This is a genomic window from Duganella sp. 1411 (assembly GCF_017833525.1).
Taxonomy (GTDB): Bacteria; Pseudomonadota; Gammaproteobacteria; order Burkholderiales; family Burkholderiaceae_D; genus Rugamonas.
Map to the genome: position 1 here is coordinate 643794 of NZ_JAFICD010000003.1, position 22084 is coordinate 665877.

Below are 22084 nucleotides of genomic sequence, written 5' to 3' on the forward strand. Positions count from 1 at the left end.
TTGCGTACCCGACTTCTTGCCGTCCTCCTGCTGTCCTGCGCGTTGATGCCGGCCGCGCGCGCCGCCGAATTCGCCACCAAGCCCGAAGCCGAGGCCATGGTGCACAAGGCCCTGAAATACTGGAAGGCCAACGGCAACGACAAAACCTACGCCGAAGTGGACAAGAAGGACGGCCAGTTCACCGACCGCGACCTGTACGTGGTGATTTACGGCCTCGACGGCACGGTGCGCGCGCATGGCGCCAATCCCAAGATGATCGGCAAGAACCTGATGGAGATCCGCGACATCGACGGCAAGTTCTTCATCAAGGAGCGCATCGAGCTGGCCAAGAAGAAAAAGCCGTTCTGGCAGGATTACAAGTTCACCAACCCGACCAGCGGCAAGATCGAACCGAAGACCATGTACTGCGTGCCGGAAGAGGACATGGTGGTGTGCGGCGGCGTCTACCTGAAATAAGCGCCGGGGCGGTTAGAATGCATGCTTTCCAGCAGGGAGTATGCCGTGGGCACCACCGAAGACCGCTTCATCGATATTGAAATCAAACTGGCGCACCAGGAACACATCGTCGAGTCGCTGAACCAGCGCGTCTACGAGCAACAGCAGCAGATCGACAAGCTCGAGCAGATGTGCGCGGCGCTGGTCCAGCACGTGCGCGACCAGGCCCATGGCAACAGCGGCGGCGCGCCCGCGCACGAGCCGCCGCCGCATTACTGATCCAAGAAAACCCGCACCCCAAGGGGTCGTACCCCGCATGGGTACGACCCCGGGCATCGCGGGTTGCGGGTTTAGGCCAGCACCGCGCGCAGGGCCTCGACGGCGATCGCGTGGTCCTCCGCCTGGCGCAGGCCCGACACCGTCACCGTGCCGATCATGCCGACGTTTTTGATCGTGATCGGGAAGGCGCCGCCGTGGGCCGCGTAATCGGCCGGGTCGAGATACTTGATCTCGTCGAAGGCCACGCCGCGGTGCTTGTGGTCGATGCCGATGAAGAACGAGCAGCGGCCGAAACGGTTCACCACATTGTTCTTGCGCCGTATCCAGTCGGCCTGGTCGGCCGACGCGCCCTGCATCGCGTGGTGGAACAGCACCTGGCCGTTGACGGTGACGTTGACGGTGACGCTCTTCTGCCTGTCCTTGGCCAGTTCGACCACCTTCAGGCCCAACGCCAGCGCGGTGTCGCCGCCGAACGCGGTGAATTGCAGTTCCTTCTCCTGCCGCGTCAGCGTCTCGAGCAAGTCCGCGAAGTTTTCCATCGATAATCCTTTCATGTGTGGGCGTAGCCCGCAGTGTAGCCGAGCCCGCCATGGCGCGGATTGTCGGCGACCGCCCCGCGCTTGCCTTAACGACCACGAAGTTGTCTAATGGCATGGGTGCTTGTGCGTTATACTACGACCCCGTGGGCCGCATCCAGCCACGCTCTCCGCCTGGTTTTCATGCACATCGACGTCTCCACCCTGCTCATCGCGATGACGCTCAACATGTTGACGATGGCGGTCGCGTTGCCGTATTTCATGGGACAGGTCAACCGTGCGGCGCGGCGGGCGCAGGCCGGCATCGTGCTGCAGACGGCCGGCTGGGTGCTGTTGCTGCTGTCGAGCGTGTGCGCGCCGGGCGGCTGGGCCGACCGCGTGCTGTCGACCTTGTCGATGGGCTGCATCGCCGGCGGCATGGCGTTCAACGCGGTCGCCTTCGACCTGTGGTGCGGGCGCCGGGCCACCGCGCGCGCGCCGGCCGTCATCGCGGTGCTGCTCACGCTCGGCTACGGCGCCGGCTTTTCGAGTTACGCGTTCCGGGTCGGCTGGGCCAACGGCCTGCTGACGGTGCAGATGGCGCTGCTGGTGGCCGCGTTGTGCCGCCGGCCACGGGTGCCGGTCGGCCGCTGGCGCTGGTTGCTGGTGATCTCGCTGCTGGCGCAGATGGTGGTGACGGCCTGGCGCGGCGTGCTGGGCGCCTTCTACACGGCCGACTTTCCCCATTTCTTCGCCCCGCACGTGGTCAACCTGGTGTTCGCGCTGGTGGCCAACGTCACCGTGGTGCTGTCGCTGGCGGCGATCCTGCTGGCCCACCGCGACGAGGCCGCGCGCGAACTGCAGCGGCTGGCCACGGTCGACGGCCTGACCGCCGCGCTCAACCGCCGCGCCTGGCTTGCGCAGGCCGGCATCGACCTGGCGATGGGCGTGCGCCAGCGGCGGCCGATGGGCGTGCTCATGCTCGACCTCGACCACTTCAAGCAGCTCAACGACACGCGCGGCCACGCCGCCGGCGACCTGGCGCTGCAACGGTTCGCGGCGGCGTTGCGGGCGGTCAGCCGCGCTGGCGACGTCTTCTGCCGCTACGGCGGCGAGGAATTCTGCGTGCTGTTGAACAGCGCCGACTTGGCCGCCGTCCAGGCCTACGACCGGCGCCTGCGCGGCTGGCTGGCCGAGCATGTCGCCCCGGGGCTCGATTTCGAGTTGTCGTACAGCGCCGGCATCGCCATGCGGCTGTCGGACGCGGACACCATCGAAGCGATGCTGCGCCGCGCCGACACCGCGCTGTACCTGGCCAAGGCGCGCGGCCGCGGCTGCACCCTGAGCGGCTAAAGCTGGTCTTGCCAGCGTCCAGCGTGGTTTAATCGCCGTTATTTCGACCTCTTGGACCCCATGTGCGCGCAAAAATCCGGATCACCATGTTAAGCCTGCTGGTCGTCGCCGCCTATCTGGCGTTTTGGCCCGTGCCGATCCACGCGGTCAGCTGGAACGCCCCGGCCGCGCCGGGCTACCAGGGTGCGCACGCGGTCAACCACAGGCTGGCGGGCCAGCACAAGATATCCCTCGGCGCCGAGCAGGGGCCCGAACACGTGGTCGTTGGCGCGGACGGCATGCTGTATACCGGCGTCGCCAGCGGCCACATTCTGCGCATGCGCCAGGACGGCGGCGGCCAGACCGTGTTCGCCGCGACCGGCGGCCGGCCGCTGGGCCTCGATTTCGACGCGGGGGGCAACCTGATCGTCGCCGATGCCGTCAAGGGTTTGCTGTCGGTCGCGCCGGATGGCAAGGTGACCTTGCTGACCGACGCCGTGGACGGAACAGCCATCGGCTTCGCCGACGCGGTCGCCGTCGCGGGCAACGGCAAGTTTTATTTCAGCGACGCGTCCCAGCGCTTCAGCGCTGGGCGGCAGGGCGGAACGGTCGAGGCGGCCATGCTCGACGTCATGGAGCAGTCGTCCACCGGACGGGTGCTCGAATACGATCCGGCGAGCGCGTCGACGCGGGTCGTCGCCAGCGGCCTGAGCTTCGCCAACGGCCTGGTTCCCAGCGCCGACCAGCGACACCTGTTCGTCGCCGAGAGCGGCAAATACCGTGTGTGGAAAATCGAATTGGGCGCCGAGCGGCTCGACCTCGCCCGGCCGTCGCCGCAAGCGCGCATACTGGCCGATAATTTGCCCGGCTACCCCGACAACCTGACACGGGGGCTAGGCGGCCGGATCTGGCTCGGTCTTGCCGGGCAACGCAACGACCTCGACGCGATGGCCGGCCGGCCGCGCCTGCGCGAATTGGCGCTGCGGATTCCGCGTTTCCTGTGGTCCGTGCCCAAGCCGTACGGGCATGTGATCGCGCTGACCGAAGACGGCAAGGTGGTCGATGACTTGCAGGATCCGAGCGGCGCCTCGCCGTTGACCACCGGCGTGACGGAAACCGCCGACCGGCTTTATATCCACAGCGCCACCGGCGACAGCCTTGGATGGCTGGCGAAATAGGTGTGAAAAAAAATGCGGGCGGCTGTCGAATCGGCCGCCCGTGCTTCGTCGTATGATCTGAGGGCCGTCCTCTACTTCTTCAGGAGAATCGATCATGACCACCAATACCGTGCAACTGCAACGCGTCCTCAAGTCCACCCCGGACCGGGTGTACCGCGCATTCCTGAACGCCGACGCCATGGCCAAATGGCTGCCGCCGTTTGGCTTCATTGGGAAGGTCCATCAGATGGATGCCAAGGTGGGCGGTGCCTACCGGATGTCGTTCACCAACTTCACCACCGGCGACAGCCATTCGTTCGGCGGCGAATATCTCGAGCTGGTGCCGAACGAGCGCCTGCGCTACACGGCCACGTTCGACGATCCCAACCTGCCGGGCCAGATGCAAACGACCGTCACGCTGCGGGAGGTGTTCTGCGGCGTGGAGCTGAAGGTGGTGCAGGAAGGCATCCCGGCCGTGATCCCGACGGAGGCGTGCTATCTGGGCTGGCAAGAGTCGCTGGTGCTGCTGGCGCAGCTGGTCGAACCGGAGATTCGCCAGTAGTCGGATCGAGGTTTAAGGCGATGGGAGCAGACCAAAAACCTTGATGATCAATCCAGCCGTGCCAAGGGCGGTGGTCAGGCAGACGCTCAACAGGATGCGGAAGTCCGTGGTGCGTATCCTCAGTAATTGCTCGTGCACACGAACGAACTCCGCGTCCGTACGGACGAAGCCGGCACGCATTTCCTCGCGCAGCCCCGACAAGGCCTGTCCCTGGTAGTCGATCGCCGTTTCCAGATGGGCGACTCGCTCGGCGATGTCATGCTGGCCCTGCTGGGACTGATGATTGCTGTTCACGATAGGCTCCTTCGCAGTAGTGACCACTTTACGCCGTCATGTATGCGCGGCATAGAGCGCACGATTGATGCAGCGCTGAACGCTACGGCCGACCCGGCGGCCGCGCGGTTGAACTTTTCGGCGGCGCAACTGGTCTAGCCGGAGATTCGCCAGTAGCCAAATGGGGGAGGGTGTGACGCCGCCAGAGCATCCTCCATCCTGTAAAATCGGATAACAAAAAAACAGGGGAAGCAGATGGGCAAAGGCAGGTTGGAGGCATTCAGCGATGGCGTCATCGCGATCATCATCACCATCATGGTGCTGGAACTGAAGGTGCCGCATGGGGCCGATTGGGCGGCGTTGCAGCCGCTGGTGCCGGTATTCCTCAGCTACGTGCTGAGTTTTATCTATGTCGGCATTTATTGGAACAACCACCACCACATGCTGCACGCCTCCACCGTGGTCGACGGCGCCGTGCTGTGGGCCAACCTGCATCTGATGTTCTGGCTGTCGCTGGTGCCGTTCGCGACCGGCTGGATGGGCGAAAACCACTTCGCGCCATTGCCCGTTGCGCTGTATGGCGCCATGCTGTTCATGTCGTCGGTGGCCTACTACATCCTCGAACACACGCTGATCGCGCGCAATCCCAAGGACCGCATCCTGGCCAAGGCGGTCGGCAAGGACCGCAAGGGCATCGCGTCGATGGTGCTGTATCTCCTCGCGGTTCCGCTGGCGTTCGTGGCGGTGTGGGTCTCGTTCACGCTGCTCGTGCTGGTGGCGATCTTGTGGTTCCTGCCCGACCGCCGCATCGAGGCAGCGATGCGGTCCTAGTTCGCCAGCGCCCCACTAACGCGCCGGCGCGGCGCAGCTGTCGCCGATGCGCGTCCACAGCGTGCGGCTGCTGGTCCGCATGCGCGGGCCGCCTTGTTCCATCGCCTGCAACTGCTTGCCGATCTCCGCCTTCTCCGCCGCCGACGTGGCGCTGGCCTGCTCCTTGATCAACGCCGCCTTGGTCTCGGCCAGCGCCGCCTGCATCGCCGCTTGCTGCCTCGGCAGATCGGCCAGCAGCTGTTTGGCCTGTGCCCGCTGCTCGGCCGTGGGCGCGTTCCTGGCCGCGTTCTCCAGCATCGGCCGCATGGCGTTCATGTCCGCCCCGCCCGGCGACGCTTTCATGTCGCCCTCGTGCAGAACTTCCCAGGTGTCGTTGCCGAGCTTGCGGATGGTGACCTTGACCTTGCCGATCGAACACTGCGATTCGGTGACGAGGGTGGTGTCGGTGATGCTTTCCGCGATGTTCTTGCAGGCCGCCGCCCCCATTTCGGGCGGCAGGATGGCCGCCTTGCCGCTGCGCGGCGGCAGGCAGTAGGTCTGCGCGCCGGCGCCCTTGAAGTCGCGCTGGTAGCCTTGTCCCTTTTGCGTGGCGCTGACGCTGACGTCGCCGCTGGCGCCGTCCTGTTTTTGCCGGATGGTGGCGTCGGCGTCGGGCATGCGCAGGGTGCCGTCGCTGTCGATCCGGTACAGGCCCGGCGGCGGCGCCACCTTGTTGAAGGCGGCCGGGGAGACGACGGCGTTTGCGGCGCCGGCGGCGCAGCCCGCGAGCAGAGCGGCAACGAGCAAGGTACGTGGCATGGAATTCTTCCGGAATTGAGTACCGTTATCTTAATTCATAAGCAACAATAATCAGCGCCTTCCGTTTATCGTGCGCGGTCTTTTGTTTTAACAGCGGTATATGTTATCGCTACCATTTTTCGCCAATAATTTTTAAATCGCTATTTTTTGTTACGCTGAGTAAGCTTTGGCTCGGGCGTGGGGCGGGCGCCTAAAAATCGGCAGACAGCCAATGCGGAGCGGCTGGCATCAGCTTCAGACGGGCATTATTGTGCGGCGCAGCATGAAATAATCTTTACAAAATCTCGTTTGCGGCTACACTTCAGCTTCTGATAGCGCTAACAAAGCGCAGCGAATATGGAGTCGACATGGATACAAACGCAGGCGATCGCTGGGTCGTCATGGGCGTCAGCGGTTGCGGTAAGAGCGAAATCGGCGCCCGTCTGGCGGCGGCGCTCGGCGTGCCTTTCCTGGAGGGCGACACCTTCCACCCGCAGGCGAACGTCGCCAAGATGTCGGCCGGCATGCCGCTGGACGACGACGACCGCGCCGGTTGGCTGTTGACGCTGCAAGGGAAAATCCTGGCGGCGGCACGGCGCGGCGAGGGCCTGGTGTTGTCCTGCTCCTCCCTCAAGCGCCGCTACCGCGACCTGCTGCGCCAGGCCGACCCGCAATTGCGCTTCGCCCACCTGGACGGCGAGCGCGCCGTCATCGAGGGCCGCATGCGGGCCCGCAGCGGCCACTACATGCCAACCTCCCTGCTCGACAGCCAGTTGCGCGATCTCGAACCGTTGCAGGCCGACGAAGACGGCCTGCGCCTGGACCTGACGCTGTCACCCGACCAGCTCGTCAGCCTCATCTTGCAACACCTGAAAACGCAGCAATAGCGTCCAGCTTCCCCTCACAGACACGGAGACCACATGAAAACAATCACCACCACCAAAGTGCCACGGCGGCGCTGGGGCATAGGCGCTTTGCTCGGCATGGGCGTGCTGATCAACTATATCGACCGCATCGGCCTGTCCGTCGCCGCGCCGCAGATCCAGGAGCTGTTCCATCTGACGCCGGTGCAGCTGGGCCTGCTGTTCAGCGCCTTCGCCTGGTCCTATTCGCTGATGCAAATTCCGGTCGGCATGGTGATCGACCGCTTCGGCCCGACCACGGTCGGCCGCTGGGGCGCCTTCCTGTGGGGGCTGGCCGCCACCATCACCGCCTTCTCCAGCGGCTTCGCCGGCATTTTCGTCGCCCGTCTGATCCTCGGCGTGGCCGAGGCGCCGGCCTTCCCGGTCAGCGCCAAGGCCACCGGCTACTGGTTCCCGCGCAACGAACGCGGCATGGCCACGGCGATCTTCGATGCCGCCGCCAAGTTCTCCAACGTCATCGGCGTGCCGCTGCTGGCGCTGACCATCGTCACCTTCGGCTGGCGCTGGGGCTTCGGCCTGACCGCCGCGCTGAGCTTTAGCTACTTCATCGCGTTTTATGTGCTGTACCGCGATCCCAGCGCGCACCCCAAGCTGAGCAAAGAGGAGCTGCGCTACATCCAGGACGGCGGCGCCGCGCCGGAAGGGCCGGCCGATGGCGGCGCGCTCAACATGCTGGGGTATTTGTTGAGCAAATCGAAGGTCTGGGGCCTGACCATCGGCTTCGCCGCCTATGGCTACACGTTCTATCTGTTCCTGACCTGGTTGCCCGGCTACCTGGTGCAAACCATGCACATGAGCATACTGAAGTCGGCCGGTTTCGCCGCCATCCCGTGGGCGGTGGCGACGGCGGCCGACCTGTTCGTCGGCGGCTGGCTGATCGATCACCTGATCTCGCGCGGCAAGGATGAATCGACGGTGCGCAAAGGCGTGCTGGTGTGCGGCATGGTGCTGGGGCTGGCAGTGTTCGGCGCCACGCAGACCACCGATCCGGCGTGGGCCATCTTCTGGATTTCGATCGCGCTCGGCGGCCTGGCGTCGGCGGCGCCGGTCGGCTGGTCGCTGCCGTCGCTGATCGCCCCCAAGGGCGGCGCCGGCACCATCGGCGGCATCATGAACTTCGCCAACAACCTGATGGGCGCGGCCGCGCCCATCGTGACCGGCATGATCGTCGGCGCCACCAATTCCTTCACCAACGCCTTCGCGGTGGCCGGTGTGATCCTGCTGGTGGGCATCGTCTCGTTCGTCTTTGTGCTCGGCAAGATCGAACCGATCGCCGACCCGGCACCACGCGCCGCCGTCAAGCCGGCTTAGTCGAACCCATCCTCGCGGGCGTCGGCACACCACGGCCGGGCGGCGCCCTTTCCCATCTGGAGACCTACAATGAAAAAATGCATCCGCATATTGGGCGCGCTCGCCCTGGCCACTTGCAACGGTTTGGTATTTGCGCAAAGTAACGTGACGTTCTACGGCGTGATGGACATGGGCATTTCCCATGACCGCGGCGGCATCGCCGGCAACTCGACCCGCGCCACCAGCGGCATGGCCACCCAAAGCCGCTGGGGCTTCAAGGGCAGGGAGGAGCTGGGCGGCGGCATGTCGGCGTTTTTCGTCGTCGAAGGCGGCATCCACGCCGACACCGGCGTCCCCACCCAGAACGGCACGCTGTTCGGCCGCACCAGCATCGTCGGCCTGGGCACGCGTTATGGCGCCGTCTCCATCGGTTTGCAGGACACGCCGCTGTTCACGACCCTCAACACCATCGTCGATCCGCTGCGCAACGGCATCGCGCGCTCCAACAACCTGATGTCATCGACGGGCTTCCGCGCCGGCAATTCGGTCTTGTACCGCACGCCGACCATCGACGGCTTCAGCGCCGACGCCATGTATGTCGCCGGCGAGGTGGCGGGCGACCAGGGCGCGGCCCGGCAGTTGGGCGGCTCGGTCGGCTACAGCAAGGGCGCGGTCAACGTCCGGCTGGCCTACCACAACAAGAACAACGACACGGCGACGGTGAAAAACACCGCTTCGGCGCGCAACACGCTGCTGGGGGCGAACTACGATTTCGGCCCGGCCAAGCTGTATTTTGGCTATGGCATCGACCAGGGCTTGAACAGCGCGCCGCTCAACAGCGGCGCCGTCAATTTCGCCGGTCCCGCGCCGACCGCCTCCGCCGACAGCACCGACTTGCTGCTGGGCGTGTCGGCACCGTTCGGCGTCAGCACGGTGGTCGCGACCTATATCCGCAAGAACGACCGCACGGCGCTGAACCAGGACGCGCGGCAATACGCGCTCGCGTACATGGTCGCTTTCTCCAAGCGCACCGACATCTACACGTCGTACGCGTTGATACGCAACCACAACGGCGCCGGCTACACCGAGGGCAACAGCGAGGAGCCGGGCATCGGCGATCGCCAGTTCACCGTCGGCTTGCGCCACCGCTTCTGACGCCGCCGAGGCAACCAAACGATGGCAGGCGTTTGTACGGCCGCAATTGCATCAAAACGTGAATTCACGATGCAAACGCCGCCTTCGCAAGGTATTCTTCGGTAATGAAAGCTGATTTCCACTTAAGTGCAGTGCAGCATTTTTTGCCAGTGACTGCCGCCATGTCACCCTGATATGATCGTGCGCTTGCGTGCCGCGCTTCGCCGCGCCGGCATTTTTCCTGGCGTTTATTGAAAGATGCAGATCATGTCCCGTCCTCAGATGCTTGTTGTTGCCGCCGCCCTCGGTTTGGCCTTTTCCCAGACAGTTCTGGCCGCTCCGGCCGCCGCGCTGGCCGGCAACCCGCTGGCCACCGCCAGCACGCTGCCGTTCCACTATCCGGCGTTCGACAAGATCAAGGACGAGCATTTCCTGCCGGCCTACGCCGAGGGCATGCGCCAGCAACTGAAGGAAATCGACGTCATCGCCAACAACAAGAAGCCGGCCACGTTCGATAACACCATCGTGGCGATGGAAAAATCCGGCGCGCTGCTGACGCGCGTGCAAACCACCTTCGGCAACCTGCAGGGCGCCAACACCAACGACAAGCTCGATGCCATCGACAGCGAAATGTCGCCCAAGCTGGCGGCCCACGGCGACGCCATCTATCTGAATCCGAAGCTGTACGCGCGCGTCAAGGCGCTGTACGACAAGCGCGACAGCCTGAAGCTGGACGCCGAATCCAAGCATCTGCTGGAACGCTACCATACCGATTTCGTCCGCGCCGGCGCCAAGCTGTCGGCCGCCGACAAGGAAAAATTGAAGGCGATTAACGGCGTCATCGCCACCTTGCAGACCACCTTCACGCAGAACGTGCTGAAGGAAACCAACGCCTCGGCGCTGGTGGTCGACACCCGCGAGGAGCTGGCCGGCATGAGCGACGCCGAGATCGACGCCGCCGCGGCCGCCGCCAAGGCCAAGGGCAAGGACGGCAAGTTCCTCGTCGCGCTGGTCAACACCAGCGGCCAGCCGCCGCTGGCCGTGCTCAAGAACCGCGCGGTGCGCAGCCGGCTGATGGCCGTCTCGCTGGCGCGCGGCGCCAACGGCGGCGAGTTCGACAACCGCCAGGTGGTGCTGAAGATCGCCAAGGCGCGCGCCGAGAAGGCCACCTTGCTGGGCTACGAAAACTACGCCGCCTATTCGCTGGAAGACCAGACCGCGCACGACACCGGCGCCGTCAACAAGCTGCTGGGCGAACTGGCCAAGCCGGCCGTCAACAACGCCAGGAAGGAGGCGGCCGATCTGCAAGCGGTGGTCGACGCCGACAAGGGCGGCTTCAAGATCGAGGCGGGCGACTGGGCCTACTACACCGACAAGGTGCGCGCGCAGCGCTTCGCCTTCGACGAGAACCAGCTCAAGCCGTATTTCGAACTGGACAACGTGCTGATCAACGGCGTCTTCTACGCCGCGACCAAGCTGTACGGCATCACCTTCAAGGAGCGCAAGGACTTGCCGGTGTATAACCCGGACGTGCGCGTGTTCGACGTGTTCGACGCCGACGGCAAGCAACTGGCCATCTTCATCGCCGACATGTACGCCCGCAGCAACAAGCAGGGCGGCGCGTGGATGAACGAATACATCTCGCAATCGACCTTGCTGGGCACGAAATCGGTGGTGGCCAACCACCTCAACATTCCCAAGCCGCCGGCCGGCGAGCCGACCTTGCTGACCTACGACGAGGTCAAGACCGCGTTCCACGAGTTCGGCCACGCGTTGCACGGCATGTTCTCCAACGTGAAGTATCCGCGCTTCTCCGGCACCAGCGTGCCGCGCGACTTCGTCGAATATCCGTCGCAGGTCAACGAGATGTGGGCCGTGTGGCCGGAAGTGCTGGCCAACTACGCCAAGCACTACAAGACCGGCGCGCCGATGCCGAAGGAACTGCTGGACAAGGTGATCGCGTCGAAGAAATTCAACCAGGGCTTCATGACCACCGAATACCTGGCCGCGTCGCTGCTGGACCAGCGCTGGCACCAGCTGACGCCGGCGCAAATCCCGACCGACGTGCTGGCCTTCGAGGCGCAGTCGCTCAAGGACATGGGCGTCGACTTCGCGCCGGTGCCGCCGCGCTACCGCACCACGTACTTCTCGCATAGTTTCTCGGGCGGATACTCGGCCGGCTACTACGCCTACCTGTGGTCGGAGAAGCTCGATGCCGACACCGTCGAATGGTTCAAGGAAAAGGGCGGTTTGAAGCGCGAGAATGGCGACTGGTTCCGCGCCAAGCTGCTGTCGCGCGGCGGCACCGATGATGCGATGAATCTGTTCCACAACTTCCGTGGCCGCGATCCGGTCATCGAGCCGTTGCTGGAGCGCCGCGGCCTGACCGGCAAGTAACGTCCAACCCGCACCCCACGAGAGGGGGCGTACCCCGTGGGGTGCGACCCCGCGACGGACCGTTGTGCGGGGTTAAAAAGAATGTAAAAACGAGGAAAAGCATGAATCGCACCAACCTGATCATCGCCGCCGGCGTGGCCGCCATTTGCGCCACCGCGCACGCGGCCCAGCCGGCCTCGCTGCTGGCGGCCACCAACCCGTTCGCCAAGGCCAGCCCGCTGCAATACGGCTACCCGCAGTTCGACAAGATCCAGAACGACGACTACGCGCCGGCGTTCGCCGAAGGCATGCGCCAGCAGGCGGCCGAAGTCGACGCCATCGCCAACAACAAAAAGCCGGCCACCTTCGACAACACCATCGTCGCGATGGAAAAATCGGGCCAGCTGCTGTCGCGCGTGTCCAGCGTGTTCGGCAACCTGTCCGGCGCCAACACCAACGACACCTTCAAGGCCCTGGAACGCGAGCTGTCGCCGAAACTGGCGGCCCACAGCGACGCGATCCGCCTCAACGGCAAGCTGTACGCGCGCATCAAGTCGCTGTACGACAAGCGCGACAAGCTGCACCTGGACGCCGAGTCCAAATACCTGCTGGAGCGCTACAACACCGACTTCGTGCGCGCCGGCGCCAAGCTGTCGGCCGCCGACAAGGAAAAGCTCAAGGCGATGAACGCCGAGCTGGCCAAGCTGCAGACCACCTTCGCGCAGAACGTGCTGGAAGAAGCCAACGCCTCGGCGCTGATCGTCGACACCCGCGAAGAGCTGGCCGGCATGAGCGACAAGGCGATCGACGCCGCCGCCGCCGTCGCCAAGACGCGCGGCCTGGAGGGCAAGTTCGCCATCCCGGTGGTCAACACCACCGGCCAGGCCAACCTGGCCGTGCTGACCAACCGCGCCACGCGCGAGCGCCTGATGGCGGCGTCGCTGACGCGCGGCAGCCACGGCGGCAAGTTCGACAACACGCAAGTGGTGCTGCAACTGGCCAAGCTGCGCGCCGACAAGGCCGCGCTGTTGGGCTACCCGAGCTTCGCCGCCTACGCGCTCGAAGACCAGACCGCGCACGATCCGGAAGCGGTCAACAAGATGCTGTCCGAATTCGCCCGCCCGGCGGTCGCCAACGCCAAAAAAGAAGGCGCCGAAATCCAGCAGGTGATCGACAAGGAAAACGGCGCGAATGGTAATAGTTTCCAGTTGGCCGCGCACGACTGGTCGTTCTACAGCGACAAGGTGCGCGCCGAGCGCTTCGCCTTCGACCAGAACCAGCTCAAGCCCTATTTTGAGTTGAACAGCGTGCTGACCAACGGCGTGTTCTTCGCCGCCAACAAGGTCTACGGCCTGTCGTTCAAGGAGCGCAAGGACCTGCCGGTGTACCACCCGGACGTGCGCGTGTTTGACGTGTTCGACGCCGACGGCAAGCAGCTGGCCATCTTCATCGCCGACTTCTACGCGCGCAGCAACAAGCGCGGCGGCGCCTGGATGAATGCCTACGTGTCGCAATCGTCGCTGATGGGCACCCAGCCGGTGGTGGCCAACCACCTCAACATTCCCAAGCCGAACGACGGCGAGCCGACCCTGCTGACCTACGACGAACTGCGCACCATGTTCCACGAGTTCGGCCACGCGCTGCACGGCATGTTCTCGAACGTTAAATACCCGCGCTTCGCCGGCACCCGCGTGCCGCGCGACTTCGTCGAGTTCCCGTCGCAGGTCAACGAGATGTGGTCGACCCAGCCGGAAGTGCTGGCCAACTACGCCAAGCACTACCAGACTGGCGCCGCCATGCCGCAGGAGTTGCTCGACAAGGTGATCGCCTCGAAGAAATTCAACGAAGGCTTCCGCACCACCGAGTACCTGGCGGCGTCGATCCTGGACCAGAAATGGCACCAGCTGGGCGCGACGCAGATTCCGACGGACGTGCTGGGCTTCGAGGCGGCGTCGCTGAAGGCGGCCGGGGTCAACTACGCGCCGGTGCCGCCGCGCTACCGCAGCACGTACTTCTCGCACGTGTTCGCCGGCGGCTACTCGGCCGGCTACTACGGCTACCTGTGGTCGGAAAAGCTGGACGCCGACACCGTCGAATGGTTCAACGAAAACGGCGGCATGCAGCGCAAGAACGGCGATTACTTCCGCAAGATGCTGCTGTCGAAGGGCGGCACGATGGACGCGATGGACATGTTCCGCGCCTTCCGCGGCCGCGACGCCAGGATCGAACCGCTGCTGGAGCGCCGCGGCCTGACCGAGAAGTAATTGTCGGCAAACCCGCACCCCCATGCGGGGTCGGACCCAACGGGGTCCGACCCCTAGGCGGTAACGCATGCCTGTCGCTCAATGCTTGCGGGTTTGCTTTGTCCACCCGGAACACCGAGGCCGAAGCCGATTTGTGTAGAATCGGCTTCGGCCCTTTCATTTTTTGAGTAAGATACAACACATGAGCAACGAACTGCACGGCGTCACCTTGGAAGCCATCGTCACCCGTCTGCACAAGCATTACGGCTGGGAACAGCTGGCCCAGCGGATCGATATCAATTGCTTCATCAGCGATCCAAGCGTCAAATCCAGCCTGAAGTTTTTGCGCAAGACGCCGTGGGCAAGGACCAAGGTCGAAGAGTTGTACGTGGCCACCAAATTTGCCGATTGAACAACGAGGGATAGCATCATGGACAGTAATCTGAAAACATCGCTCAAAACCCTGCAGGCCAACCTGGCCAACGCCGGCCCGGTCGACGCCGAGTTGCAGGAATTGCTACAACAACTGGATGGCGACATCCAGGCGCTGCTCGAGCGCGGCAAAGAGGAGCAGCCCGACGGCGGCACCACCACCTACGGCCTGGCCGAGCGCTCGCAGGAAATCTCGGCCAAATTCGCCGCCGAACATCCGAAACTGGAGCCGGCGCTGCGCGAACTGGGCCGCATGCTGTCCAATATCGGCGTGTGATTGAGCTGCACCCAACCCCGAGACGATGGGTCGTACCCCGTACGGGATGCGACCCCTCTTCGCCGCCGTGCGGGGTGGTGCTTCCGTCACAAGTGATTGAATACTAAAAGAATTTTCCGCTCCCCGTGAGCGGAGGGATGGCATTTCCGGTACAATGCTGTCCGATATGATCTCCCCTACCAATTTATTCGCGACCGTCCCCAAGCGGTCTGCCCGCGCTGCCGCCGCGCCTTTCCTGCCGATGTCCCGCGCCGAGATGGACGCGCTCGGCTGGGACGAGTGCGACGTGGTGCTGGTCACCGGCGACGCCTACATCGACCATCCAAGCTTCGGCATGGCGCTGGTGGGCCGCCTGCTGGAGGCGCAAGGCTTCCGCGTCGGCATCATCAGCCAGCCCGACTGGACCTCGGCCGACGCCTTCCGCGCGCTCGGCAAGCCGCGCCTGTACTACGGCATCACCGCCGGCAACATGGATTCGATGGTCAACCGCTACACGGCCGACCGCAAGATCCGCTCCGACGACGCCTACACCGCCAACGGCGAGCCCAACAAGCGGCCCGACCGCGCCGTCACCGTCTACGCCCAGCGCGCGCGCGAAGCCTTCCCCGGCACGCCGGTGGTGATCGGCTCGATCGAGGCGTCGCTGCGCCGCATCGCCCATTACGATTACTGGTCCGACAAGGTGCGGCGCTCGGTGCTGACCGATTCCAAGGCCGATCTGCTGATCTTCGGCAACGCCGAGCGCGCGCTGGTCGACCTGACCCACCGCATGGCCGCCGGCGAGGACATCAAGACCATCCGCGACCTGCGCGGCACCGCCTTCATGGTGCCGGCCGGCTGGCTGCCGAGCGAGGAATGGGGCGTCAACAACAGCACCCGCATGGACACGCCGGGCAAGGTCGATCCGCACGTCGACCCGTACATGATGGTGCAGCAGAACACCTCGTCGTGCGCCACCGAGAACGGCGGCGCTCAAGCCAAGACCGAGGCTGGCGCCGAGGCCGAGGTCAACGAGGCCATGGTCGAACCCAAGCCGGCACCGGTGGAAGTGGTCAAGACCATCCGCATCATGAGCCGCGAGGAACGGGTGGCGATGGAAAAGGAAAAGCACCACAAGACCGTGGTGCGGCTGCCGTCGTACGAGACCGTCAGCGCCGATCCGGTGATGTACGCGCACGCCTCGCGCGTGTTCCACCTGGAATCGAACCCCGGCAACGCGCGCGCCATGGTGCAGGCGCACGGCGAGCGCGACGTGTGGATCAATCCGCCGCCGCTGCCGCTGCGCATGGACGAGATGGACGGCGTCTACGACATGAACTACGCGCGCGCGCCGCATCCGTCGTACGGCAAGGCGCGCATCCCGGCGTGGGAAATGATACGTTTCTCGGTCAACATCATGCGCGGCTGCTTCGGCGGCTGCACGTTCTGCTCGATCACCGAGCACGAGGGCCGCATCATCCAGAGCCGCTCGGAGCCGTCGATCCTGCGCGAGATCGAACACATCCGCGACAAGACCAAGGGCTTCACCGGCACCATCTCCGACCTCGGCGGCCCGACCGCCAATATGTACCGGCTGGCCTGCAAGGACCCGAAGATCGAGGAAACCTGCCGCCGCCTGTCGTGCGTGTACCCGTCGATCTGCGTCAACCTCGGCACCGACCACAGCAAGCTGATCTCGCTGTACCGCAAGGCGCGGGCGATCCCCGGCGTCAAGAAGATCCTGATCTCGTCGGGCCTGCGCTACGACATCGCCGTGCGCTCGCCCGAGTACGTCAAGGAGCTGGTCACCCACCACGTCGGCGGCCTGCTGAAGATCGCGCCCGAGCACACCGAAGAGAACACGCTGTCGAAGATGATGAAGCCGGGCATCGGCGCCTACGACGAGTTCAAGGAGATGTTCGACCGCTTCTCGCTGGAGGCCGGCAAGAAGCAGTACCTGATCCCCTACTTCATCGCCGCCCACCCCGGCACGACCGACCTCGACATGCTGAACCTGGCGCTGTGGCTGAAGAAGAACAACTTCAAGCTCGACCAGGTGCAGACCTTCATGCCGACGCCGATGGCGATGGCCACCACGATGTACCACACGCGCAAGAATCCGTTGCGCAAGGTGACCGCCGATTCCGAAACCGTCGAGACGGCCCGCAGCGGCAAGATCCGCCGCACGCACAAGGCCTTCCTGCGCTACCAGGACCCGGAGAACTGGCCGATCCTGCGCGAGGCGCTGGTGGCCATGGGCCGCGGCGACCTGATCGGCAACGGCGACAAGCACCTGATCCCGAGCTGGTCCGCCGGCGAGGCCACCAGCAACCCGAGCACCGACGGCCGCCGCGGCCCGGCCTCGGCGTTGCCTCTTCCGGGCTCGGGCGCGCCCGCCAAGGGCAAGCGCGCCCCGGGCGCCCGGTCCGGCATCGTCGCGTCGGCGCCGCCGCAGCCGGGCCAGCGCGCCAACGCGCTGACCGGTTCGCTGACGGCGCGCCAGTCGCTCGAGACCAAGGTGCGCGCCTCGATTCTCGACACCATCAAGGTCAAGAAGCCGGCGGCCGCCCCGGCCAAGGGAGGCAAGCCGGCGCGCGCGCCCGCCGCCGCCCCGCGCGGACGCAAATAGACCACACCGGCCGTCGCAACGTCGACAAAAAGCGGATACATCGGAGGTATCCGCTTTTTTTTCGCACATGCCACAGGGAAATGTTGTTAAATAGTGGTATCGGTCAAATTACACGGATAATTCGGGCCTGCTCGGGCGATGCGGGACGCGCGCCGGCGATTACACTGGTCGAAGCTGGCCGCCATCTCCGACGGTCCCGCAGCGCAGACTTTCACTGTGAAACTGGAACATCATGAAAAAATTTAAATTCGCGTCGCTGGTGCTGGCGCCCCTGTTCGCCGTGCTGGCCGCTTGCGGCGGCGGTGGCGGCGACGACAAGGCCGCCACGCCGTCCACCCCGTCCACGGCGACCCTGAGCAGCATCACCGTCACCACGCCGGACAACGCCACCACCATCGCCATCGGCGCGCCGTCGAAAACGCTGATCGCCACCGGCAGTTATTCCGACGGCAGCAAGAAGGCGCTGACCGCCGCGGGCGGCCTGGTGTGGGGGCCGGTCTCCTCCAACGTGCTGCAAATCGCCACCAACGGCGCGGTGACGGCCAAGGGCGTCGGCACCGAGACGGTCACGGCCACCGTCGACAAGGTGGTCGGCTCGCTGGCCATCACCGTGACGGCGTCATGGATGAACGTGTCCACCGGCGGTTACCAGACCGTGGCGCGCAAGGCCGACGGCAATCTGTACAGCTGGGGCTCGAACATCAAGGGCCAGCTGGGCGACAGCAGCACCGTCGACCGCAACGCGCCGGTGCTGGTGGCCGGCAGCGGCGGCAGCTGGAAACAGGTGGCCGTAGGCGACCAGTTCGCCGTGGCGGTGCGCACCGACGGCACCTTGTGGGCATGGGGCTACAACCAGGACGGCCAGCTCGGCGACGGTACCCAGGTCAACCGGACGGTGCCGACCCAGATCGGCACGGCCAAGGACTGGAGCGTGGTCGCGGCCGGCAAGGCGCACGCGCTGGCGCTGAAGACCAACGGCAACCTGTACGCGTGGGGCCGCAACGACAAGGGGCAGCTGGGCGACGCCACGCTGACCGGCAACCGCGCGGCGCCGACCAAGATCGGCGCGCTGTTCTGGTCGGCGATCGCGGCCGGCGACAGCCATTCGCTGGCGATCCAGAAGGACACCAACGACATGTACGGCTGGGGCGGCAATCTGTACGGCCAGGTCGGCAACGCCAGCCGCACCGACGTGCCGGCGCCGGTCAAGATCGGCACGCAGAAGTACACCTCGGTGTCCGCCGGCGCCTTCCACTCGGTGGCGATCACCACCTCCGGCACCTTGTACGCGTGGGGCCAGAACAGCCACCGCCAGTTGGGCAACAACACCACCACCGATCTGCTGGCGCCGGCGCTGATCGGCACCGACAGCAACTGGTCGCAGGTGGCGGCCGGCGCCCAGCACACCCTCGGCCTGCGCAACGACGGCACCTTGTGGAGCTGGGGCGCCAATACCGAGGGCCAGCTGGGCACGGGCGGCACCGACGCCGGCGTTCCGCAGCAGGTCGGCACCGGCAGCAACTGGAAATCCGTGGCCGCCGGCATGGCGCACAGCTTCGGCCTGAAATCGGACGACACGCTGTGGGGCTGGGGCCGCGACCTGGAAGGCCAGGTCGGCAACGGCCAGAACCCGCCGTACGTGGCGGTGCCGGTCAACGTGCCGAACTGAGGCGGATAACGACCACGCCGCCGGCGGCGTGATGGCGGACGGCGGGCGCGGGCCCGGCCGTCCGTTGCTTTTTGTGCCGCCGCGATGTCATAAAGCACCGGAAAGCCGTGCGCAGCGGCTACAATTTGCCTAGCTCTTTCGCTTCAGGACCCCCTAGTGCCATCCCGCCTACGCGCCATCCTCTCCCTCCTCGTGCTGTTGCTGGCCGCGCCGGCCGGCGCGCAGGACAAAGTCACCTTACGCCTCAAGCATCTGCACCAGTTCCAGTTCGCCGGCTACTACGCCGCGCTCGAACAGGGCTATTACCGCGAGGCCGGGCTCGACGTGCGCATCCTCGAGGGCGTCGACGGCAACCAGGCCGAGCGGGACGTGCTGTCCGGCACGGCGGAGTATGGCGTGGCCGGCAGCAGCCTGCTGCTGGCGCGCCTGGCCGGCAAGCCGGTGGTGGTGCTGGGCGTGATCTTCCAGCACTCGCCGTTCGGGCTGGCGATGCGCCAGTCCGGCGGCGAGCCCGACATCCGCCGCCTGATCGGCAAGCGGGCCATGATCGGCTCGCTCAGCGACGAGGCCGGCAACACCGACGAACTGCTGGCCTACCTGGCCAAGGAGGGGGTGCCGATCGGCAGCATCCAGCGCGTCGCGCCCAGTTTCGATCCGCACGACCTGATCGACGGCAAGGTCGACGCCATGGCGGTCTACACCACCAACGAGCCGGACATGTTCGACCGGCTCGGCTTCCCCTACGACCTCTACAGCCCGCGCGCGGTCGGCATCGACTTCTACGGCGACAACCTGTTCACCAGCGAGCGCGAGATCGCCAGCCATCCGGCGCGGGTGCGCGCCTTCCGCGCCGCCAGCATGCGCGGCTGGCAATGGGCGATGAGCCACCAGGAGGAGACCGCCGACCTGATCCTGAACAAGTATTCGCGCCGCAACGACCGCGCCCACCTGCTGTACGAGGCGCGCCAGATGGTCGGGCTGGTGCAGCCGGTGCTCGTCGAGATCGGCTACATGAACCCGGAGCGCTGGCGCCACATCGCCGACGTCTACGCCGGCCTGGGCATGCTGCCCAAGGCGGTCAGCTTCGACGGCTTCCTGTACGACGGCGACGACAAGCGCGGCAGCCTGGTGTGGCTGTACCGGGTGCTGGGCGCGGTCGCGGTGGCGCTGGTGCTGGCGGCGGCGGTCCATTTCAGCCTGCTGGCGCGCGAGCGCAAGCGCGCGCTCGACGCCATCCGCAAGGGCGAGCAGCGCTTCCGCACGATGTTCGAGGCCTCGCCGCTGGGCATCGCGCTGGTCGACTCGGTCAGCTACGAGTACCGCGACCTGAACCTGCGCTACCTCGACATCGTCGGCCGCTCGCAGCAGGAGCTGCGCGCCGGCCGCTGGCTCGACATCGCCCACCCGGACGACGCCGCCCAGATCAAGGCGCAGATGGCGCTGCTGGCGGCGCAGCGGCAGAGCGGCTTCAAGGCCACCAGCCGCATGTTCCGGCCCAACGGCGACACGGCCTGGGTCGACATGTCGATCACCGTGCTCGACACCGAGGCGGCCGGCCATCCGCACCACCTGTGCATGATCGAGGACGTCACGGCCAAGAAGCACAGCGAGACCCTGATCTGGCAGCAGGCCAACTTCGACGCGCTGACGCAACTGCCCAACCGCCGCATGTTCCACGACCGCCTGGCGCACGACATCGTCAAGAGCCAGCGCGAGCGCTCCAGCCTGGCCGTGCTGTTCATCGACCTCGACCACTTCAAGGAGGTCAACGACACGCTCGGCCACCACCAGGGCGACATCCTGCTGGTGGACGCGGCGCGCCGCATCAGCGCCTGCGTGCGCAAGTCGGACACGGTGGCGCGCCTGGGCGGCGACGAATTCACCGTGATCCTGTCGACCCTGGGCCAGACCGAGCGGGTCGAGCTGATCGCCCAGCAGATCCTCGACAGCCTGCGCGCGCCGTTCGCGCTGGGGCAGGAGCAGGCGTTCGTGTCGGCCAGCATCGGCATCACCCTGTATCCGGACGACGCGCGCGACATCGACGACCTGCTCAAGCACGCCGACCAGGCGATGTACGCGGCCAAGGGGGCCGGGCGCAACCGCTACAGCTTCTTCACGCCGGCGCTGCAGGTGGCCGCGCTCAACCGCATGCGCCTGACCAACGACTTGCGCGGCGCGCTCGCCGGCGGCCAGTTCGCGCTGTACTTCCAGCCGATCGTGCACCTCGAGAGCGGGCGCGTGCACAAGGCCGAGGCGCTGATCCGCTGGAACCATCCGCAGCGCGGCGTCGTCAGCCCGCTCGAGTTCATCCCGCTGGCCGAGGCGAGCGGACTGATCTGCGACATCGGCGAATGGGTGTTCCGCGAATCGGCGCAGTGGGTGCGGCGCTGGCGGCGCGAGCACCAGGCCGACTTCCAGGTCAGCATCAACCAGTCGCCGCTGGAGTTCCAGCGCGAGGACGGCAGCTACGAGGCCTGGCTGGCGCACCTGCGCGCGCTCGGGCTGCCGGGGCAGTCGGTGGTGGTGGAGATCACCGAGGGCTTGCTGCTCGACGCCAACACGGCCGTCAGCAACAAGCTGCTGCAGCTGCGCGACGCCGGCATCCAGGTGGCGCTGGACGACTTCGGCACCGGCTACTCGTCGCTGTCGTACCTGAAGAAATTCGACATCGACTACCTGAAGATCGACCGCTCGTTCACGCGCAACCTGGCGCCCGAGTCGAGCGACATGGCGCTGTCGGGCGCGATCATCGTCATGGCCCACAAGCTGGGCCTGAAGGTGATCGCCGAGGGGGTGGAGACGCCCGAGCAGCGCGACCTGCTGGCGGCCGCCGGTTGCGATTACGGCCAGGGCTACCTGTTCGCCAAGCCGATGCCGGCCGAGGAGTTCGACCAGCTGCTGCGCCGGCAGGCGGACTGATCGTGTCTTGCATCGTGTATCGCTACCGGATGCCGCCCGCCCCGCAGAACCG

At 65.7% G+C, this 22084-nt stretch carries 19 protein-coding genes; 16 read left to right on the forward strand and 3 right to left on the reverse strand.

The features are described 5' to 3' along the window. The gene (locus JOD97_RS20000) at positions 1-456 is read left to right on the forward strand and encodes a cache domain-containing protein (RefSeq protein ID WP_229264572.1); all 456 of its coding nucleotides are present in this window, start codon (positions 1-3) and stop codon (positions 454-456) included. 45 nt (positions 457-501) lie between these two features. After that, positions 502-714 (forward strand): SlyX family protein, encoded by a 213-nt coding sequence (locus tag JOD97_RS20005; RefSeq protein WP_209722121.1) that lies wholly within the window; start codon positions 502-504, stop codon positions 712-714. 71 nt (positions 715-785) lie between these two features. Here the strand turns inward: JOD97_RS20005 and JOD97_RS20010 are convergent, their stop codons facing one another. Continuing rightward, positions 786-1253 (reverse strand): heme-degrading domain-containing protein, encoded by a 468-nt coding sequence (locus JOD97_RS20010; RefSeq protein ID WP_209722123.1) that lies wholly within the window; start codon positions 1251-1253, stop codon positions 786-788. A gap of 180 nt (positions 1254-1433) precedes the next feature. Here JOD97_RS20010 and JOD97_RS20015 point away from each other — a divergent pair, with 180 nt between their 5' ends. The 3 genes from JOD97_RS20015 (at position 1434) to JOD97_RS20025 (ending at position 4280) form a co-directional block, all read left to right on the forward strand. After that, positions 1434-2582: a GGDEF domain-containing protein gene (locus JOD97_RS20015; protein ID WP_229264574.1), complete on the forward strand. Its 1149-nt coding sequence runs from the start codon at positions 1434-1436 to the stop codon at positions 2580-2582. Between the two features lie 86 nt (positions 2583-2668). Further along, on the forward strand, positions 2669-3739 hold the full coding sequence (locus JOD97_RS20020) for an SMP-30/gluconolactonase/LRE family protein (RefSeq protein ID WP_209722125.1): 1071 nt from the start codon (positions 2669-2671) through the stop codon (positions 3737-3739). Positions 3740-3833: 94 nt separating this feature from the next. After that, positions 3834-4280: an SRPBCC family protein gene (locus tag JOD97_RS20025; protein ID WP_209722127.1), complete on the forward strand. Its 447-nt coding sequence runs from the start codon at positions 3834-3836 to the stop codon at positions 4278-4280. A gap of 12 nt (positions 4281-4292) precedes the next feature. Here the strand turns inward: JOD97_RS20025 and JOD97_RS20030 are convergent, their stop codons facing one another. After that, positions 4293-4574: a hypothetical protein gene (locus JOD97_RS20030; RefSeq protein WP_209722129.1), complete on the reverse strand. Its 282-nt coding sequence runs from the start codon at positions 4572-4574 to the stop codon at positions 4293-4295. 234 nt (positions 4575-4808) lie between these two features. Between JOD97_RS20030 and JOD97_RS20035 the strand changes: the two genes are divergently transcribed. Further along, positions 4809-5384, forward strand: a complete 576-nt coding sequence (locus tag JOD97_RS20035; RefSeq protein WP_209722131.1) for a TMEM175 family protein — start codon at positions 4809-4811, stop codon at positions 5382-5384. A gap of 15 nt (positions 5385-5399) precedes the next feature. Here JOD97_RS20035 and JOD97_RS20040 read toward each other — a convergent pair whose 3' ends face one another. Continuing rightward, on the reverse strand, positions 5400-6182 hold the full coding sequence (locus tag JOD97_RS20040; RefSeq protein WP_209722134.1) for a hypothetical protein: 783 nt from the start codon (positions 6180-6182) through the stop codon (positions 5400-5402). Positions 6183-6562: 380 nt separating this feature from the next. Here JOD97_RS20040 and JOD97_RS20045 point away from each other — a divergent pair, with 380 nt between their 5' ends. From JOD97_RS20045 to JOD97_RS20090, 10 genes are all read left to right on the forward strand, one after another. Beyond that, a complete protein-coding gene (locus JOD97_RS20045; protein ID WP_209722714.1) occupies positions 6563-7048 on the forward strand; it encodes a gluconokinase in 486 nt (161 codons plus the stop codon). Positions 7049-7081: 33 nt separating this feature from the next. Then, positions 7082-8395, forward strand: coding sequence for an MFS transporter (locus JOD97_RS20050; RefSeq protein ID WP_209722136.1), 1314 nt, complete (start codon positions 7082-7084; stop codon positions 8393-8395). 69 nt (positions 8396-8464) lie between these two features. Beyond that, positions 8465-9529: a porin gene (locus JOD97_RS20055; RefSeq protein WP_209722138.1), complete on the forward strand. Its 1065-nt coding sequence runs from the start codon at positions 8465-8467 to the stop codon at positions 9527-9529. Positions 9530-9775: 246 nt separating this feature from the next. Further along, complete coding sequence (locus JOD97_RS20060; RefSeq protein ID WP_229264575.1) at positions 9776-11905, forward strand: M3 family metallopeptidase; 2130 nt, start codon at positions 9776-9778, stop codon at positions 11903-11905. A gap of 101 nt (positions 11906-12006) precedes the next feature. After that, positions 12007-14148: a M3 family metallopeptidase gene (locus tag JOD97_RS20065; RefSeq protein ID WP_209722140.1), complete on the forward strand. Its 2142-nt coding sequence runs from the start codon at positions 12007-12009 to the stop codon at positions 14146-14148. A gap of 181 nt (positions 14149-14329) precedes the next feature. Beyond that, positions 14330-14539, forward strand: coding sequence for a VF530 family DNA-binding protein (locus tag JOD97_RS20070; protein ID WP_209722142.1), 210 nt, complete (start codon positions 14330-14332; stop codon positions 14537-14539). Positions 14540-14557: 18 nt separating this feature from the next. After that, positions 14558-14836: a DUF4404 family protein gene (locus tag JOD97_RS20075; protein WP_209722144.1), complete on the forward strand. Its 279-nt coding sequence runs from the start codon at positions 14558-14560 to the stop codon at positions 14834-14836. 241 nt (positions 14837-15077) lie between these two features. Then, complete coding sequence (locus tag JOD97_RS20080) at positions 15078-17444, forward strand: YgiQ family radical SAM protein (RefSeq protein WP_373999905.1); 2367 nt, start codon at positions 15078-15080, stop codon at positions 17442-17444. 232 nt (positions 17445-17676) lie between these two features. Beyond that, positions 17677-19113 (forward strand): hypothetical protein, encoded by a 1437-nt coding sequence (locus JOD97_RS20085; RefSeq protein WP_209722149.1) that lies wholly within the window; start codon positions 17677-17679, stop codon positions 19111-19113. Positions 19114-19269: 156 nt separating this feature from the next. Continuing rightward, positions 19270-22032, forward strand: a complete 2763-nt coding sequence (locus JOD97_RS20090; protein ID WP_373999898.1) for an EAL domain-containing protein — start codon at positions 19270-19272, stop codon at positions 22030-22032. Positions 22033-22084: the final 52 nt, after the last annotated feature.